Raw genomic sequence first — 17,134 nt, forward strand, 5'->3', positions numbered from 1 at the left:
AGTTCAAACGATGGTGAACAGCGGTTGGTCGTACTCAACCGGCTGGCCGTCTTCGACGAGGATGGATTCGATCACACCGCTGGTTTCAGCTTCGATGTGGTTCATCATCTTCATGGCTTCGACGATGCACAGGGTGTCGCCTTTCTTCACGGTCTGGCCGACTTCAACGAAGGCTGGCGAGGTTGGCGAAGATTTACGGTAGAAGGTGCCTACCATCGGCGAGCGGGCCACGGTGCCGTTCAGTGCAGGAGCAGCAGCGGCAGCCGGAGCGGCAGCAGCTACTGGAGCAGCGGCGGCAGGTGCAGCGGCCGGAGCCTGCATCGGCGCCGGAGCGTAGTACTGCTGAGCCGGGGTCTTGCTGTGACGGCTGATGCGTACGGACTCTTCGCCTTCCTTGATCTCGAGCTCGTCGATGCCGGACTCTTCCAGCAATTCGATCAGTTTCTTAACTTTACGGATATCCATGAATCATCAACTCCCAAGGGTCGGTCAGGGGCGTTTAACGCTTGTGGTTCAAGTCGTTGCCTGTGTTTCAAGCTGTTCTAGTGCGGCCTCCAGGGCCAGTCGGTAACCGCTGGCGCCAAGGCCGCAGATCACTCCCACCGCTACATCGGAGAAGTAAGAGTGATGGCGGAAAGGTTCGCGCTTGTGCACGTTGGACAAATGCACTTCGATGAATGGGATGCTCACTCCCAGCAGCGCGTCACGTAATGCGACACTTGTGTGTGTAAATGCTGCTGGATTGATCAGAATGAAATCGACACCCTCACCGCGAGCGGCGTGGATGCGGTCGATCAATTCGTACTCGGCATTGCTTTGCAGGTGCAGCAGATGATGGCCGGCTTCACGGGCGCGGCGCTCCAGATCCTGATTGATCTGCGCCAGGGTCGTTGACCCATAGGTGCCCGGTTCGCGGGTGCCGAGCAGGTTCAGGTTGGGGCCGTGCAGCACCAGTAGCGTCGCCATCTGCGTGTTCCTTGTTATGAATGAGCAGTCGTCAGAACCCGGCGACTATGCCGCAAAGGCTTTGTGACTGTCCAGTTCTCTGCAATAGCCAGCACGATGACCGATGTTTGCGCGAAATTTATGACTGAGTGATTTGATCCGGTCACTTGTAGTGAACGTGCTGACGCCTTCGCGAGCAGGCTCGCTCCCACAGGGGTACATATTCCAATGTGGGAGCAGGCTTGCTCGCGAAGGCGATTTTTCAGACGCGGAATGCCTGCACGGCGGTATGCAATTGCCCGCCCAATACCAGCAGGTTCTCGCCCTGTTCGCGACCTTCGCCGATGCGCAGCAGGTTATCCCCGCCCAATTGATGGATCCGCTCGCTGTGATCACGGATCTCGCTGACCGCGCCGCTTTGCTGAGCGGTAATATCGGCGATGCGGATCGCCGTGTCGGAAATGGTCTGGATCGCGCCGACGATTTTATCCAGCGCGCCGTCCGCCGCTTGTGCCTGACTGGCAGTGGCTTCGGCGTGTTCGACTTGCGCGCGCATGCCTTCGACCGATTGTCGGGCAGCAGTTTGCAGGCCGGCGATCAGTGTCTGGATCTCTGCCGTGGCGCCCGCCGTGCGTTGCGCCAGTGAGCGCACTTCTTCGGCCACCACCGCAAAACCACGGCCCATTTCCCCGGCCCGCGCCGCTTCGATCGCCGCATTCAGCGCCAGCAGGTTGGTCTGGTCGGCGATCGAGCGGATCACCGTCAGTACGCCGCCAATGGTCGCCGACTCTTCGGCCAGGTGCTCGATCATTTGCGCATTACCCTGGACTTCGCCGACCAGTGCGTGCAGCCCGGTGAGGCTTTGGCCGATGACGGTCTGTCCGTGCTCGACGGCCAGTCCGGCATGGCGACTGGCATCGGCGGCCTGTCGTGCATCGCCAGCGACCTGCTGAATCGTCGCTTCAAGCTCACCCAGTGAATCGCGGATCAGCGCGGTGTCGCCCGCCTGATGCTCGGCGCCGGTGTGCAGGTCATTGCTCAGCTCGGCCAGGGTGCGGCTGCTGCCTGCGACCTGTTCGGCGTTGCCGCGAATCGTCCCGACCAGATCCACCAGATACGCGCGCAAGCGGTTGAGCGAAGCCTCGATGTCATGCAGTTCGCGGTTGGTCTTGCCCAACTGAATGTCGTTGCTGAAATCGCCTTCGGCCCAGGTCGACAGCGCCGGCGCGAGGTTGGTCAGGGTGCGGGCGAGGCGCCGCTGCAGGGTGTCGATCAGCAGGGCGATCACCAGAATCAGGCCGATCATCACGCCCTGCATCAGGCGCACTTCGCCCTGAATCTGCCCGTGCTGGGCGCGTACCACCGGCTCAAGCCCGGCGATCGCCTGTTGCACGGCGGCGATCTTCAAATGGGTCGCGGTGCTCAGATCGGTGCGTTTCTGGATCTGCTCGCGGGTACGTGCCAGCTCCGCCGGGTAGCGACCGAGCAGGCTGTTGAGTTCGCGCTTGAGGCCGACCCCGGCGTCTTCGGCTGCGGCTTTTTCTGTGCTTTCGATGCCCATCATCGCGGCGAAATCATCACTGCCGGATTCATGCTTGGCGACCACGCCGAGCAGGGGCAGGGCGTCGATGGCCTGAGCCTGGGTGAGGATGTTGTCGACTTCGCGCTCGACGTCGGCGGCCAGTTCACTGCGGCCGCTGCTGACCAGTTTGTCGCGGGCCAGCGACAGCTTGCCCAAGTGCTGCGAAGCGACGAGCAGCGGCGTCAGATACGTCGCGTTGCCATTGGCGTAGGTGCTGAGTTGATCGAGACTGGCGCTCAGTTCGCGTTCGGCTTGCAACAGCAACGCCTGCGGATCACCGGCCAGTTTGCCGGCCGCGAGCAGGTCGGTTTTGCTGAACTCTTCGAGGCTCGACAGGCTTGGCCGCAGGGTCTCGGCCTGTGCCGGCGGCAGTTCGCCGAGCTCCTTCTGCAGGCCGTCGATGGCCTGGCTGGCGCTGCTCAGGCGCAGGGCGTCGCCGCTGGCGAGGTAGTCCTCGACATTGCGTGCCACGTCATTCTGAAATTGCTGCGACAGGCCGAGGTAGCGCTCCATCAACAGATACGGACGCTCCAAGGCTTTTTGCGACCACCACAGCGTCGCGCCGAGCGCCACGCAGACGGTGACCAGCAGCAGAGTGTTGAGATTGGTGAGCAACTTCAGGCGCATGACGGCTACCAACGGCAGAAATGGTAAGCGCCTGAATTTATTGCGGTTCTGTTACAGGGTTATGACCGAATCAGTGGATTCCGATGAAAAGGTGGCACTTTGCTTTGAGTCGCGTGCGGTCTGCACTCGATTGCGTCCGGCACCTTTGGCGCGGTACAGCGCTTCGTCGGCCTGGCTGGCCATCATCAGGCTGTCGGAATCCTCGTGCATTTCCACCACGCCGGCGCTGAAGGTGCACCACAAATCGTGCGGTTGCGCCGGGTAGTGGATTTCGGCGAAGCGCTGGCGGATCTCGTCGAGCACTTTGTGCGCCGCTTCTATATCCGTGTCGGGCATGACGATGGCGAATTCTTCGCCACCGTACCGGCCGATGAAGTCGGTCTTGCGCAGGCGTTGCTTGAGGAACAGCGCCAGGCTCTTGATCACTCGGTCGCCCATCGGATGGCCGTGACTGTCATTGACTCGCTTGAAGTGGTCGATGTCGAGCATGGCAAAGCTCAGCGGCTTGTTCTCGCGACGGGCGCGGAACGAGCAGTCTTCGAGCAATTGCAGGATGTGCGTGTGGTTGTACAGGCCGGTGAGGCTGTCGCGGACCATGCGTGCCTTGAGATTGCGCGCGCGGGCGGCGCGGTTGCGCACCGTCGTAATCAGATGCCGAGGCTTGATCGGTTTGGTAAGGAAGTCATCGCCGCCCTCGCTCATGGCGTCGAGCTGCTTGTCCAGATCGTCCTCGGCCGAAAGATAAATGATCGGCACGCTGACGTAGCGGTCGTTGTGGCGGATGACCTTGGCCAGTTCGGTGCCGGTGCAGGCCGGCATGTACATGTCGAGGATGATCAGATCCGGCTGGAAGTCCGCCAGTTCGGCCATCGCCTGGATCGGTTCGATCAGGGTGCGCGTGACGATACCGGCGCTGTTGAGCAGGCGCTCGGTGTGCAAGGCCTGGGCGCGAGAGTCGTCGATGATCAGCACTTTGTAAGGTTCGTACTGGGCGACGCACGTCAGGACTTCGATCTTCTCCAGCAGGCTCGACGCTTCGAGGGTGCCGGTGAGAAATTCCTGGCCGCCGGCGCGCACGGCGGCGAGGCGCGTCGGGGTGTCGGTTTCGTGCAGGCTGAAAAACAGCAGCGGCAGCGGTTCTTCCAGGCCAACCTGGGCTTCGGCAGCCAGTTGCAGGCCGACGCCTGCGCCGCTGAAGTCCACGTCCATGACGATCGCGGCGGGCAAGCGCTCGACCATCGAGGAGCGAAACGCCGCGACACTGTCCAGCGCCTGCGCGGTCAGGCCGAAAAACTCCAACTGCTTGGCCAGCCGCTCGGCGCGGTCGTGATCCTGCAACATGACGTAGATCGGTTTGCGCAGCGGCGGCAGGAAGGTCTGGTCGAGTTGATCACCGTGGCGCAGACCGGTGCGCGACAGACGCTGCATCAAACGATTGAGGTCAGTGATCAGGCCGCTGCTCAGGCGTCCGCGATTGGCGTCCACCGCTTCCAGCGACTGGCCGATATGACGCGCGAGTTGCGTGTGCTCGGGCTGCTCGAAGCGCTCGGCAAAACGCAGCAGGCGCAGATTGGCCTCGCTCAGTTCGGCGAGGTCGGCGGTGGACCACTCACTGCGTTGCAGGCGCTGCCATATCTCAAGAATCTGACGTGCCTGATGAATTACCCGCTGGGCAAAGTGGTGCTTGAGGCGCTCACGGCTGGGGTCTTCTGGCTCGGTCATATCCTGACTACTAGTTAGGGCGCATGCTGAGATCGACTGGTGGCTCTATGCTAGCACCTCTTTTCCCTTATATGAGTGTCGTGAATCAATAATCTGCGGTGCTGCACAATTCAGTTTCTGACCGGGCGGTATCGGATTGAACCTGTTCGTCGGTGAGCCTCCCGAAAACCGGGCATATGGTGCTGCTCGAAGCGTAAACAAGCCTGTGTGCACCACGCTGTGCTGCAGACAGACGCTGATCTGCAAATGCCTGTTTCGCAGCTTTGTTGATGGCGCTGTATCAGGGAAACCCCTAGAGAATTTGCGGGTCGATGCCGCGCGTTCCGTGGATTTTCTGCTTCTCTTCAATGGCGGGTGCCGGCCTTGGCACGTTGTTGTATGGTTGTGGTCGAACCGTTGAACCCAAGTGATTGAAAGGATATCGCCATGCTGGACTGGAAGAACCGCGCGGGCAGCGCGCCTGAACGTGCCGCTGAGCCGAAGTCGGCCACCCGCAGCTATGTGGGCGGGCTGTTGTTCAGCCGCGCGCTGGCCACGCTGATCGGCATTTATCTGCTGGTGACCATCGGCCTTGGCTGGTACTGGAGCCAGGAGCCGGCGCTGTTTCCGGTGGCACAAAACGCCCAGGCGGCTGCCGAGAAAGAAGGCAAGCAGATGGTCGTCGGCTACACCACGGTCGAAACCCTCAAGACCGTTGCCGGTACGTTGCTGAACAAACCGGGCGGTTATATTTCCAACGACCGTTTTCCGCCTGGCCTGTGGATGGACAACACACCGAGCTGGGAATACGGCGTGCTGGTGCAGGTGCGTGACCTGACCCGTGCCCTGCGTAAGGACTTTGCCCGTTCGCAGTCGCAGTCGGCCGAGGATGCTGATCTGGCCAAGGCCGAACCGCGTTTCAACTTCGACAACAAGAGCTGGATCCTGCCGTCGAGCGAATCGGAATATCAGGAAGGCATCAACTCCCTGAGCCGTTACCAGGCGCGTCTGTCTGATCCAACGCAGAAAAACGCCTTGTTCTACGCCCGCGCCGACAACCTCAACAACTGGCTGGGCGATGTCGGCACCCGTTTGGGTTCGCTGTCGCAACGCCTGTCCGCCAGTGTCGGCCGTGTCAAGCTCAACACCGCGCTGAAAACCGAAGTGCCGGCGGTTGGCGAAGTACCGCAAGTTGACGAGGAAGTCGTAGAGACTCCGTGGATGCAGATCGACAACGTGTTCTACGAAGCACGCGGTCAGGCCTGGGCGCTGTCGCACCTGTTGCGCGCCATCGAAGTGGACTTTGCCGATGTGCTGGCGAAAAAGAACGCCACGGTCAGCGTGCGCCAGATCATCCGTGAACTGGAAGCATCGCAGGAGCCGGTCTGGAGCCCGATGATCCTCAATGGCAGCGGCTTCGGCGTGCTGGCCAACCACTCGCTGGTCATGGCCAACTACATTTCCCGGGCCAACGCCGCAGTGATCGATCTGCGTCAATTGCTCAATCAGGGCTGAGTCATGGTCGATAGCGCCAAAGAGGCGGCGCACCGCGCCGCCTCCGATGCCGAACAGATCGCCTGGGTCGACGAGCAGGACAACTTGCTCGGCGCCCTGGTGCGGGCCGATCTGCGTGAGCGCGGGCTGATCGGGCGCGGCACCTACATCATGTTGTTCAATTCCGCTGGTGAGCTCTGCGTACACCGGCGCACCCTGAGCAAGGCGATCTATCCCGGTTACTGGGATGTGGCAGCCGGCGGCATGGTGCAGGCCGATGAGACCTACGCCGAATCGGCGGCCCGCGAGCTGGAAGAGGAGTTGGGGGTGAGCGGGGTGGAACTGACCGCCCACGATCATTTTTTCTTCGAGGACACCGGCAATCGCCTGTGGTGCTCGGCATTTTCCGCGGTGTGGGACGGCCCGCTGGAACTGCAGCCGGAAGAAGTGCTGGAAGCACGCTTTATTCCGGTCGATCAGGTGCTGCAGGAAATCGAGCAAAAGCCTTACTGCCCGGACTCTCTGGCCGCGTTGAAGCGCTATCTGAAGGCTCAACAAAGCGGCGTCGCAAAGAACACATAAATTGGCGCCGATTGGCTCTTAGCAATTGCGCTTTTTGCCGTTACACTGCGCGACCTTTTCAAGCTGCACCGACCTGCTTTTGTTCAAGCGCACGGTGCAGTAGCGCTGCCCCTGCCTGAGTGGGGCTTCGCGGTCGATGACCTTGCCCAAGGTCGCGATCAGTCTTTGTCCTCCCAAGAGGATTGCCGGTGGCCAAAAAAGCCGCATCCTTCGCCGCCCTTGGTGGCCTGGTATTTTCCACCGACGCAGGTCGTCATTGCCCGGAATGCAGTAAACCGGTGGACGCCTGTATCTGCAAACAAACCGTGATCCCGGCCGGGGACGGCATTGCCCGCGTGCGTCGCGAGAGCAAGGGCCGTGGCGGCAAAACGGTGACCACCATTACCGGCGTGCCACTGGCCGAAGACGCCCTCAAGGAGCTGGCGACAACGTTGAAGAAACGTTGCGGCACCGGTGGGGCGTTGAAGGACGGGATCATCGAAATCCAGGGCGATCATGTCGAGCTACTCTTGGCTGAGCTGATCAAACACGGTTTCAAAGCGAAGAAGTCCGGCGGCTAGCAGCCTCTGTGAAATCCATCTGCGGCTTGATCCGGCACTGAAGCAGTTCAGATCCGGCGTCGTCTCCATGGTTTTCACAGAGCCTGTTCATGACCGGTTTCTAAACTACACGCGGTCAGCGCGGTCTACCGCCGCGCTGACGAACCGTCATTTTCATTCTTTAGACTGCGCCGGCCTGCGATCAGGCGACGCACTATGACTTCTTTATAGGGGACTTCGATGTCCGTACGACGCACACGTAAAGACGATGGCAGCCAATGGACAGTTGCGGACAGCCGCAGTGTTTACGGGATTCGCCATTGGGGGGCCGGGTATTTCGCGATCAATGACGCCGGTCGCGTCGAAGTTCGTCCGAACGGCCCGAGCAGCTCGCCTATCGACCTGTTCGAACAAGTCGACCAACTGCGCAAGAGCGGCTTGTCTCTGCCGTTGCTGGTACGTTTCCCCGACATCCTGCAAGACCGTGTCCGTCAACTGACCGGTGCTTTCGACTCGAACATCGAGCGCCTGGAATACCAGAGCAAGTACACCGCGCTGTACCCGATCAAGGTCAACCAGCAAGAAGCGGTGATCGAGAACATCATCGCCACCCAGAACGTTTCCATCGGTCTGGAAGCCGGCTCCAAGCCTGAGTTGCTGGCAGTGCTGGCACTGGCGCCGAAGGGCGGCACCATCGTCTGCAACGGTTACAAGGACCGCGAGTTCATCCGTCTGGCGCTGATGGGGCAGAAGCTCGGCCACAATGTGTTCATCGTCATCGAGAAAGAATCCGAAGTCGGCCTGGTGATCGAAGAAGCCGCCTCGCTCAAGGTCAAGCCACAGGTCGGCCTGCGCGTGCGCCTGTCGTCGCTGGCGTCGTCGAAGTGGGCGGACACTGGTGGCGAGAAATCCAAGTTCGGTCTGTCGGCGGCGCAACTGCTGTCGGTGGTCGAGCGCTTCCGCGCGGCCGGCCTCGATCAGGGCATTCGTCTGCTGCACTTCCACATGGGTTCGCAGATCGCCAACCTGGCTGACTACCAGCACGGTTTCAAGGAAGCGATCCGTTACTACGGCGAGCTGCGCAACCTGGGTCTGCCGGTCGATCACATCGACGTCGGCGGCGGTCTGGGTGTCGACTACGACGGTACTCACTCGCGCAACGCCAGTTCGATCAACTACGACATGGACGATTACGCCGGTGTCGTGGTCGGCATGCTCAAGGAGTTCTGCGACGCGCAGAGCCTGCCGCATCCGCACATCTTCTCCGAAAGCGGCCGCTCGCTGACCGCGCACCACGCGATGCTGGTGGTGCAGGTGACCGACGTAGAGAAACACAACGACGAAATCCCGCTGATCGAAAACAAGGAAAACCTGCCGGAAACCGTGCAGTGGCTGGTGGACCTGCTCGGCCCGACCGACATCGAGATGGTCACCGAGACTTACTGGCGCGCCACGCACTACATGAGCGACGTGGCTTCGCAGTACGCCGACGGCAAACTGACCCTGGCGGAAAAGGCCCTGGCCGAGCAGTGCTACTTCGCTGTGTGCCGTCGCCTGCACAACTCGCTGAAGGCACGTCAGCGTTCGCACCGCCAGGTGCTCGACGAACTCAACGACAAGCTGGCCGACAAGTACATCTGCAACTTCTCGGTGTTCCAGAGCCTGCCGGACACCTGGGCGATCGATCAGGTGCTGCCGATCATCCCGCTGCATCGTCTGGACGAAGAGCCGCTGCGTCGCGCCGTGCTGCAAGACCTGACCTGCGACTCCGACGGCAAGATCAACCAGTACGTCGACGAGCAGAGCATCGAGACCAGCCTGCCGGTGCACGGTCTGAACGAAGGTGAAGACTATCTGCTGGGCGTGTTCCTGGTCGGCGCCTATCAGGAAATCCTCGGCGACATGCACAACCTGTTCGGTGACACCGACTCGGTGAACATCTACCAGAACGCCGATGGCAGCGTGTACCACGCCGGTATCGAGACCCACGACACCATCGAAGACATGCTGCGTTACGTGCACTTGTCGCCGGAAGAACTGATGACCCACTACCGCGACAAGTGCGCCAGTGCCCGCATCAGTGCCAGCGAGCGCACGCAGTTCCTCGATGCCTTGCGTCTGGGTCTGACCCGCTCCTCCTACCTGTCTTCCTGAGTCAGGTGCTGTTGCACCGGGTTGTCTGAAATTTTCCCTCAAGCTGTGGAAAATTCGGATGACCCGGTGGGACATTTCCCAAATCCCCTGCGAAATAATTGCCTGCCACAGCCGGAGAAGTGATCCGGTCTGCTTTTCGCGTAGGTCATTTCCTAAGTTGTACTTCAGCTCTCTACTCGGCCATGGCTCTCGGCGAGAATCCCCGGCCGCCCCTCCTGTAGAGATCCGCCCATGTTCGAATCAGTCAACGAGCCGTCGTTTCGTCTCGATGTAGCGGGGCTGCCCGAGCCCTTCGAGGTGCTGGCCTTTACCGGAAGTGAGGGCATCAGCGAACCCTTCGCCTTTGATATCGATCTGTTGATCAATGATCCGCAACTGGACCTGGTCGGCCTGCTTTACCGCTCGGCGTTCCTGCAGTTCGGTCCCGGACACAATGGCCTGAGCGGGCAATTGCAGAGTGTCGTTCAGCATGAGCACGATCAGGGCGCCCGATTGTGTCGAGTGACACTGGGACCGAAGCTGAGTTGTCTGGCGCTGCGTTTCAGTCAGCGGATTTTCAGCAGCCAGTGCGTGCCAAAGATCCTCGCGCAGGTGCTCAAGGAGCATGGGATCGTTGGTGCGCAACGGCGTTTTGATTTGCAGTGCGAATACCCGGTGCACACTTTCTGCACCCAGTACCGGGAGTCGGACCTGCAATTCGTGCAGCGGCTGTGCGCGCAGGCGCGGATCCACTACTACTTCGAGCACCGACCGGACGGACACTGTCTGGTCTTTGTCGATGATCCAGGGCGTTTTCCCGTGGCCGGCGCGGCGTCTGTGGACGATGGCGCGAGCACCCCGGCGGTAAGACGCTGGCAGATGCAAGTGGACGCCAGCGATGTGGACGCGGGTTCGGCGCAGGCCGGCAAAGCTTATGGCCACAGCGATCTGCCGACCTTGCGCGCCGCGCAGTGGCTGGCGTTGACCGCGCATCCGTTTGCCGAATGCAACCGCCGCTGGTTGCTGAGCCGGATCGAGCATCGTGCCGATCCCGCCAGCGAGCCGTCTTACAGCAACCGGATCGTCGCCGCTGCCCAAGCGCAACTGCCGACATTGACGAGCACCTGTGCCAGGCCGCGCATGCACAGTCTGCAACGTGCATGGGTAGTGACGGTCGATGAACCGCAGCCCGACGATCAGCGGCCGGTGGCGGTGCAGTTCGACTGGCTTTATCAGGGCGAAGGCGCTGCCGCCAGCCATTGTTGGCTGCCGCTCGCAGCAGCGTTGAGCGACGCCTCACTGACATCGTTGCGCGAAGGCGTTGAAGTGGTGGTGAGTTTTCATGAAGGCGATCCGGATCAGCCGGTGATCAGTGGTGTGCTGCAGGAGCCGGCGGTGATCGAAGACTGCGAAGCGCCATTGGCGCTGCCGGACGTGCTGCCGAGCGCGGGCCTGGCGCAATGGCTCAAGTCTGCCGAACCGCTGTTGCTGTTGTGTCTGATGCCCGGCGGCGGCAGTTACAACCACTGCACGGCGTCGATCTGCAGTTGCCGATTGGTCGCGTCGCTGGATCAGGACGGCGCCGCTTGAGCGGCGTCGGCTTTGCCCCGCAGGTACAGTGGCTGTTGCTCGATGGCGCCGATGCGCAGCAGGCGTTGGCGACATTGCGCCAGGGGTTCGCCAGCGTACGTTGCACGCGGCTGTTCCAGGGCACCGAGTTTCAAGCGGTAAGCGAGCACGGTCCGCTGCTGGTCGACCTGCATGACTGCCCGGCACTGGCGGCGCTGTGTCAGCGTGATCCGCAGACCTGGCGCGGGTTGTTGTTCGCCAGTGATGCCTCGCAGGCAGTAATGCTGAGCCACCTGCGACGGATGCTGACGGTCTCGTTCGGGCTCAATCACCGTGCCTTGCTCGGTTATTACAACCGCCAGACGGCAAGTTATTTCTTCGACGCCTGTGACGCCGCCGACTTGAGCCGCTGGCTCGGGCCGATTCGTCTGCTGCGCTGGTACGGCGGCACCTGGGCCGACCTCGCCATCGGCAGTCAGGGCTGGCAGCAACTGCGCAACCCGCAGTGGGCGGTCGAACCGCTGGGGATCGACGAAAGCCTCACCCATCGTCAGCGCGAACGTTTGCAAAGCTGCCTGCTGGAACAACACATCTGGCGCTGGTGCCAATCAATGGGAACCGACTACTCGCGCATGGCCTCCCATGTGCAGGAGGGGCTGAGCCTGGATTTCAGCGACCGCACGGTGCTGGATGGCTGGTTGTGGCTACGCTTGCAGCATCCCCGAGCGGTATTGCCAGACGTGCCGGACGGGCTGAGCCAGCAGGAACGGCTCGAGCATGTGCGGCGACAGTGGCAGAACGATCAATCTTGAGGTGCGACATCCATGACAAATCCTCTGTGGCAGCGGTTCGGCGCAGTCCTCGGCGGGTTTCTGCTGCTGGTGCTGACGGGATGTTCCCCGGTCAAGGTGCTCAATGCGCTGACCCCCGACGACACGTTCCACAAAACCGCCGGGATTGCCTATGGCGATGATCCGCGACAGAAGCTCGACGTCTACGTGCCGCGCCAGCCGCTGGAGGACGCGCCGGTGGTGGTGTTCTTCTACGGCGGTAGCTGGAACAGCGGTGATCGTGGCGATTACGCGTTTGTCGGCGAGGCGCTGGCGTCGCGGGGGATTGTAGCGGTGCTGGCGGATTATCGGCTCTACCCGCAGGTGCGCTATCCGTTGTTTCTTGAAGACTCGGCGCGGGCGGTGGCCTGGACCCGGGCGCATATTCGCGAGTTCTCCGGCAACCCGCAACGGCTGTACCTGATGGGCCACAGTTCCGGCGCTTACAACGCGGCGATGCTGGCGCTGGATCCTGGCCTGCTGGGTGCGGTGGGCATGTCGCCAGAAGACCTCAGCGGCTGGATCGGACTGGCCGGACCGTATGATTTTCTGCCCATCCAGAATCCGCAGGTGCGTCCGGTATTCTTCTGGCCGGACTCACCGCCGCAATCGCAGCCGATCAACCATGTCAGGCAGGGCGAGCCTCCGGCGCTGCTGATCGCCGCGACCAAGGACAATCTGGTCAACCCGACGCGCAACACCGCAGGCCTGGCGCGCAAACTGCGCGAGGCCGGTGTGCCGGTGCAGGATCTGTACTACTCGCGCCCCAATCATGTGACGCTGGTGGCGAGTCTGTCGCGGCCGCTGCGGCACCTGGCGCCAGTGCTCGATCAGGTCGTCGGGTTCGTCAGACACACACCGGCTCAGTGAGCGGCGCCGCTGAACCAGCCGTCGTCGCGCCGCAGCCACAGGGCGAATACGCCGAGGGTCAGGCTGCGCAAGACCATGAACAGCAGAAACGTTATCCACAGGCCGTGATTGCCCAGCCCTTGTAGCGCCCAGGCAAACGGCAGCAGCAGGGCGACGGTCAGCAGCATGCCGTTGCGCATCTCTCGGGCGCGGGTGGCGCCGATGAACAGGCCGTCGAGCAAGTAGCTCCAGACCGCAATCAGCGGCAGTACCGCCAGATAGGGCAGGTAGATGAACGCGGTATCGCGCACGCTCTGGATGTCGGTCTGCATCTCGATGAACAAGTGTCCGCCCAACAGAAACAGCGCGGCAAAACCGACGCTGGCCAGCAACGACCAGCCGCCGGCCACCACCAGTGAACGGCGCAGGGCGAGCCGGTCGCGGGCGCCGATGGCGTGTCCGCACAACGCTTCGACGGCATGGGCCAGACCGTCCAGCGCATGCGCAGTCAACAGCAGGCCGTTGAGCAGCAGCGCATTCGCCGCCACCGTGGCATCGCCCAAGCGCGCGCCTTGCACGGTGATCAGGAAAAACACCGATTGCAGCGCCAGGCTGCGGATGAAAATGTCGCGGTTGACCGCCAGCAACGGGCGCCAGCTCCGCCACACCTTCAACGCGGCCCAGACGATGTGCCCGGGATAGGCGCGCAACGCGCCACGGGTCAGCCACAGGCCGAGCAGGGCGCCGCTCCACTCGGCTATCACCGAGGCCCGGGCGGAACCGACCACCCCCCATTCCAGGCCAATCACGAACCACAGATTGAGAGCGATGTTGATCAGGTTGGTGCTGAGCAGAATCGCCAGCGGCGCCCGGGCGTTCTGGGTGCCGAGAAACCAGCCGACCAGGGCGTAACTGGCAAGCGCTGCCGGCAGCCCGAATAACCGGGTGTGGAAGAACTCGCGGGTCAGTTGATCGAGTTCGGCCGACGGCTGCATGAAGTGCAGGGCCACGCCGCTCAACGGCACGCCGAGAGTGCCGAGCACGATTGCCAGTCCCAGCGCCAGCAGCAAACCCTGCAACAGAATCTGCCGCAACGCCGCGCCGTCGCTGCGCCCGGCGGCCTGAGCGGCAAACCCCGTAGTGCCCATGCGCAGAAAGCCCATGGCCCAGGCGAGAAACGTGTAGAGGCTGGCGCCGACCGCCACTGCGCCCAACTGATGGGCGTGGGGCAGGTGGCCGATTACGGTGCTGTCAACCAGCGCCACTAGCGGCACGGAAATATTGGAAAGAATCATCGGCGCGGCGAGCGCCCAGACCTTGCGGTGAGTCGGGCGGTCGCGCCAGTCGGCAATCAGGTTGGACATGCGGGCTCCTTGGGGGAGCGGGGATTGTAGCGATTCGTACGGCCTGCGATGCAACCAATGTGGGAGCGAGCCTGCTCGCGAAAGCGGTGTGTCATTCAGAACAGTTTTGACTGATCTGACGCCTTCGCGAGCAGGCTCGCTCCCACAAGGGCTAATGAATAATCCAGCTCAACAACCACAACCCCAACAGCAGCCAGATGATCCCGGCAATGATCGACGCATTCATGAACGCGCGAATCGCCGACCACAGCAGCATCAGGCCGACGATCAGCGCGAGGATGCTGATGATCGAAGTGTCCATGCCCAGCGTCTTCGCCAGGCCATCGACAAAATTGCCGCCGGCGTTGCTCAGAATGTTGAACAGGCCGCTGAGGCCGTCGACGATGAAACGGATGATCGAACCGAGTGCCTGGCCGAGCCATTCGAAAAAGCTTTCTACCTGCATGTGTGCATCCTGATGAAAGAGCTGAGCCTTGGGCCACCGCGCGGGTGGCCGAGTTCCCTGCAACTATAGAGGGTTTGCCTCAATCCTGTGTGGGAGCGAGCCATGGCCGCTTGCGTTCAGCCGACATCCCCCCGAAGCTATACGCCTTCAGGAGAGCCCGATGAACCTTGTTGAACTGACCGAACGCCTGCACGCCATTCGCGACCGCAATGACTGGCGGCAATTTCACAGCCCGAAAAACCTCGCCATGGCCGCCAGCGTCGAGATGTCCGAGTTGGTGGAGATTTTCCAGTGGCTGACCGAAGACCAGTCACGCCAGTTGCCGGCGGACAAACTGGCGCATGCCGGGCAGGAAGTCGGCGATATCGTCCTGTATCTGTTGCTGCTGTGCAGCGAGTTGGGGCTGGACATGAATGAAGTGGTGCGCAGCAAGCTCGCCGACAGCGAACGGCGGTTCAGCTGATGAGCGACCGGCATTTCGATCAGTTGGCGACCCGCTTCGCCGAAAAAATCTACGGTGGCGCCAAAGGCGCGATTCGTCTCGCGGTGTTGCAGGCCGACCTGGCCGAAGCATTGCCGGACCGACCGCTGCGCGTGCTGGACGTCGGTGGCGGTCTGGGCCACATGTCGCTGTGGCTGGCCGAACGCGGCCATGAAGTGACCTTCACCGAGCCGGCCGAACCGATGCTCGAAGGTGCCCGCCAGCGCTTCGCCGAAGCCGGGCAGAGCGCGACGTTCATTCAGGCACCGTGGCAGGAACTGCTCGGTCAGCTCACCGAACCCTACGATCTGGTGATCTGCCACGCGGTGCTCGAATGGTTGGCCGAGCCACACGCAATCCTGCCGGTGCTGCATCAACTGACCAAGCCCGGTGGCTGGCTGTCGCTGGCGTTCTACAACCGTGATGCGCTGATTTATCGCAATCTGCTCAAGGGCCATTTCAAGAAAATGCGCAAAAACACCATGGCCGGTGAAAAGCAGAGCCTGACCCCGCAGCAGCCGCTTGATCCGCGGGAGCTGGCAACGCAACTCGAAGGGTTGTGGCAGGTCGAAACCCAGAGCGGGATCCGGGTTTTCCACGACTACATGCCGGTGGAATTTCAGGCCCGCGCCGAACTCGTGGATTTGCTGGAGATGGAGCTCGCTCACCGTCGCCACCCAAGCTTCGCCGGGCTTGGGCGTTACTTGCACTGGATCTGCCGGCCGATCTGATCGGAGCACCACATGAAAGCTCAATCCGGTTTATTGCTGATCTGTCTGGGGTTGGCCGCCTGCCAAGGCAGCAACCCGTATGTCGCGCAGTCGCGGCCGTTGCCGCCGGCGCCGCCGCAAGCGGCCAACACCTTTGATCGCAGCGCCTACCCGGCGCCACCGCGTGATTACGGGCGCTATCGCAGTTGGGCCTGGCTCAACGGGCAATTGCCGCCGGGCACGGCCTGGGCCGACTCGGCGCAAGTGGCTGAAGCCGTCAGCAACGCGCTGGACCAACGCGGGTTGCGTCCGTTGCACGACAACCGTCCGGCCGACTTGCTGGTCAGCGCCAATCTGCGTCTGGAAACCCGCTTGCGTCAGGTGCAGGACGACTACGGCTACTACGGTGGGTACGGCGGCTATGATCGTTATAGTCGCGGTTACGGCATGTACAACACTGTGCCGATTGTTCGCACCTATCAGGAGCAGGTCGTGGTGGTGCAGGTCAATCTGTTCGACGCCGGCACCGGGCAACCGGTGTGGAGCGCCAGCGCCGAAACCGCCAATCAGGGCAGCCAACTGGTGCGCACCGACGCGATTCGCGAGGCTCTGGAAAAAGCCCTGTCGGCCTATCCGCCGAGCTAGACTTCAGGTGAGAACGCTTCGCAGGTTCAGGCCTTCAACCGGAGAACAACCATGTTCCGTCGTTTCGCTTTACTGGCCATGGCCGCGCTGCTCAGTGCCTGCGCCGCCAACCAGGTCAATCACGACTTTGACGCCAGCCGCGATTTCGCCGCCTATCGCAGCTGGAGCTGGAAAGAACCCGCGCTGCAATATCGCCCGGATGATCCACGGATCAAGAGCGACCTGACCGAGCAACGCATCCGCCAGGCCGTCAGCGATCAGCTCGACCAGCGCGGTCTGCGTCCCGCCGCGGCGGGGGCCAAAGGCGACCTGAGCGTGCAGACCTACCTGATTGTCGAGGATCGCCAGCAGCAAGTGACCACCAACTACGGCGGCGGTTGGGGTGGCCCGTGGAACGGGTATTGGGGCGCGCCGATGTACAACGAAACCCGCAACATCACCTACAAGGTGGCAACGATCCAGATCGACCTGCTCGACGGCAAGGACGGCAAACTGGTGTGGCGCGGCAGCGATGAACAGATGCTCAGCAGCACGCCCAATCCGCAGGATCGCAGCAACGCGGTGCGCGAAACGGTGGCCCGGATACTGGCCAACTATCCACCGCGCTAGTTCGCTGTAAAAAAAGGGAGCCCAAGAGG

Annotated in this window: 17 protein-coding genes; 11 read left to right on the plus strand and 6 right to left on the minus strand. The window is 62.0% G+C overall.

Going from position 1 to position 17,134, the window contains the following annotated elements; all coding sequences use genetic code 11:
• Nucleotides 1-3 precede the first annotated feature (3 nt).
• The 4 genes from accB to gcbA form a co-directional block, all read right to left on the minus strand.
• Nucleotides 4-465, minus strand: a complete 462-nt coding sequence (accB, locus tag LVD08_RS17115; protein ID WP_027613594.1) for an acetyl-CoA carboxylase biotin carboxyl carrier protein — start codon at nucleotides 463-465, stop codon at nucleotides 4-6.
• Between the two features lie 48 nt (nucleotides 466-513).
• Nucleotides 514-966: a type II 3-dehydroquinate dehydratase gene (gene aroQ / locus LVD08_RS17120; protein WP_025111759.1), complete on the minus strand. Its 453-nt coding sequence runs from the start codon at nucleotides 964-966 to the stop codon at nucleotides 514-516.
• 241 nt (nucleotides 967-1,207) lie between these two features.
• Nucleotides 1,208-3,154, minus strand: a complete 1,947-nt coding sequence (locus LVD08_RS17125; protein ID WP_247268731.1) for a methyl-accepting chemotaxis protein — start codon at nucleotides 3,152-3,154, stop codon at nucleotides 1,208-1,210.
• Nucleotides 3,155-3,205: 51 nt separating this feature from the next.
• The gene (gene gcbA / locus LVD08_RS17130; RefSeq protein ID WP_027613596.1) at nucleotides 3,206-4,876 is read right to left on the minus strand and encodes a diguanylate cyclase GcbA; all 1,671 of its coding nucleotides are present in this window, start codon (nucleotides 4,874-4,876) and stop codon (nucleotides 3,206-3,208) included.
• A 426-nt stretch (nucleotides 4,877-5,302) separates the two neighbouring features.
• Here gcbA and LVD08_RS17135 point away from each other — a divergent pair, with 426 nt between their 5' ends.
• The 7 genes from LVD08_RS17135 (at nucleotide 5,303) to LVD08_RS17165 (ending at nucleotide 12,872) form a co-directional block, all read left to right on the plus strand.
• Complete coding sequence (locus LVD08_RS17135; protein WP_007963034.1) at nucleotides 5,303-6,370, plus strand: DUF2333 family protein; 1,068 nt, start codon at nucleotides 5,303-5,305, stop codon at nucleotides 6,368-6,370.
• A gap of 3 nt (nucleotides 6,371-6,373) precedes the next feature.
• The gene (locus LVD08_RS17140) at nucleotides 6,374-6,931 is read left to right on the plus strand and encodes an NUDIX hydrolase (RefSeq protein ID WP_247268732.1); all 558 of its coding nucleotides are present in this window, start codon (nucleotides 6,374-6,376) and stop codon (nucleotides 6,929-6,931) included.
• Between the two features lie 188 nt (nucleotides 6,932-7,119).
• Nucleotides 7,120-7,491 (plus strand): translation initiation factor Sui1, encoded by a 372-nt coding sequence (locus LVD08_RS17145; RefSeq protein WP_007914613.1) that lies wholly within the window; start codon nucleotides 7,120-7,122, stop codon nucleotides 7,489-7,491.
• Nucleotides 7,492-7,710: 219 nt separating this feature from the next.
• Entirely contained in the window at nucleotides 7,711-9,624 is a 1,914-nt protein-coding gene (speA, locus tag LVD08_RS17150; RefSeq protein WP_003221289.1) for an arginine decarboxylase, read from the plus strand.
• 231 nt (nucleotides 9,625-9,855) lie between these two features.
• Nucleotides 9,856-11,193 (plus strand): contractile injection system protein, VgrG/Pvc8 family, encoded by a 1,338-nt coding sequence (locus LVD08_RS17155; protein ID WP_247268733.1) that lies wholly within the window; start codon nucleotides 9,856-9,858, stop codon nucleotides 11,191-11,193.
• Nucleotides 11,190-11,984, plus strand: a complete 795-nt coding sequence (locus tag LVD08_RS17160) for a DUF4123 domain-containing protein (protein WP_247268734.1) — start codon at nucleotides 11,190-11,192, stop codon at nucleotides 11,982-11,984. The genes LVD08_RS17155 and LVD08_RS17160 overlap by 4 nt, the downstream gene beginning before the upstream one ends.
• A 12-nt stretch (nucleotides 11,985-11,996) precedes the next feature.
• Nucleotides 11,997-12,872: an alpha/beta hydrolase gene (locus LVD08_RS17165; RefSeq protein ID WP_247268735.1), complete on the plus strand. Its 876-nt coding sequence runs from the start codon at nucleotides 11,997-11,999 to the stop codon at nucleotides 12,870-12,872.
• Here LVD08_RS17165 and LVD08_RS17170 read toward each other — a convergent pair.
• The gene (locus LVD08_RS17170; RefSeq protein ID WP_247268736.1) at nucleotides 12,866-14,215 is read right to left on the minus strand and encodes an MATE family efflux transporter; all 1,350 of its coding nucleotides are present in this window, start codon (nucleotides 14,213-14,215) and stop codon (nucleotides 12,866-12,868) included. The genes LVD08_RS17165 and LVD08_RS17170 overlap by 7 nt on opposite strands.
• A 151-nt stretch (nucleotides 14,216-14,366) precedes the next feature.
• Complete coding sequence (locus tag LVD08_RS17175) at nucleotides 14,367-14,660, minus strand: hypothetical protein (RefSeq protein ID WP_007963021.1); 294 nt, start codon at nucleotides 14,658-14,660, stop codon at nucleotides 14,367-14,369.
• Between the two features lie 160 nt (nucleotides 14,661-14,820).
• Here LVD08_RS17175 and LVD08_RS17180 point away from each other — a divergent pair, with 160 nt between their 5' ends.
• The 4 genes from LVD08_RS17180 to LVD08_RS17195 are packed head-to-tail and all read left to right on the plus strand — an operon-like array spanning nucleotide 14,821 to nucleotide 17,105.
• Nucleotides 14,821-15,123, plus strand: coding sequence for a MazG-like family protein (locus tag LVD08_RS17180; RefSeq protein ID WP_007951009.1), 303 nt, complete (start codon nucleotides 14,821-14,823; stop codon nucleotides 15,121-15,123).
• Nucleotides 15,123-15,872, plus strand: a complete 750-nt coding sequence (locus LVD08_RS17185) for a methyltransferase (RefSeq protein ID WP_247268737.1) — start codon at nucleotides 15,123-15,125, stop codon at nucleotides 15,870-15,872. The genes LVD08_RS17180 and LVD08_RS17185 overlap by 1 nt, the downstream gene beginning before the upstream one ends.
• Nucleotides 15,873-15,884: 12 nt before the next feature.
• A complete protein-coding gene (locus LVD08_RS17190; RefSeq protein ID WP_247268738.1) occupies nucleotides 15,885-16,496 on the plus strand; it encodes a DUF4136 domain-containing protein in 612 nt (203 codons plus the stop codon).
• A gap of 51 nt (nucleotides 16,497-16,547) precedes the next feature.
• Nucleotides 16,548-17,105 carry a DUF4136 domain-containing protein gene (locus tag LVD08_RS17195; RefSeq protein WP_247268739.1) on the plus strand — a complete coding sequence of 186 codons (558 nt, stop codon included), beginning with the start codon at nucleotides 16,548-16,550 and terminating at the stop codon, nucleotides 17,103-17,105.
• Nucleotides 17,106-17,134: the final 29 nt, after the last annotated feature.

It is taken from the genome of Pseudomonas sp. YL2 (genome assembly GCF_023063025.1).
In the GTDB taxonomy this organism is placed as follows: domain Bacteria; phylum Pseudomonadota; class Gammaproteobacteria; order Pseudomonadales; family Pseudomonadaceae; genus Aquipseudomonas; species Aquipseudomonas putida_A.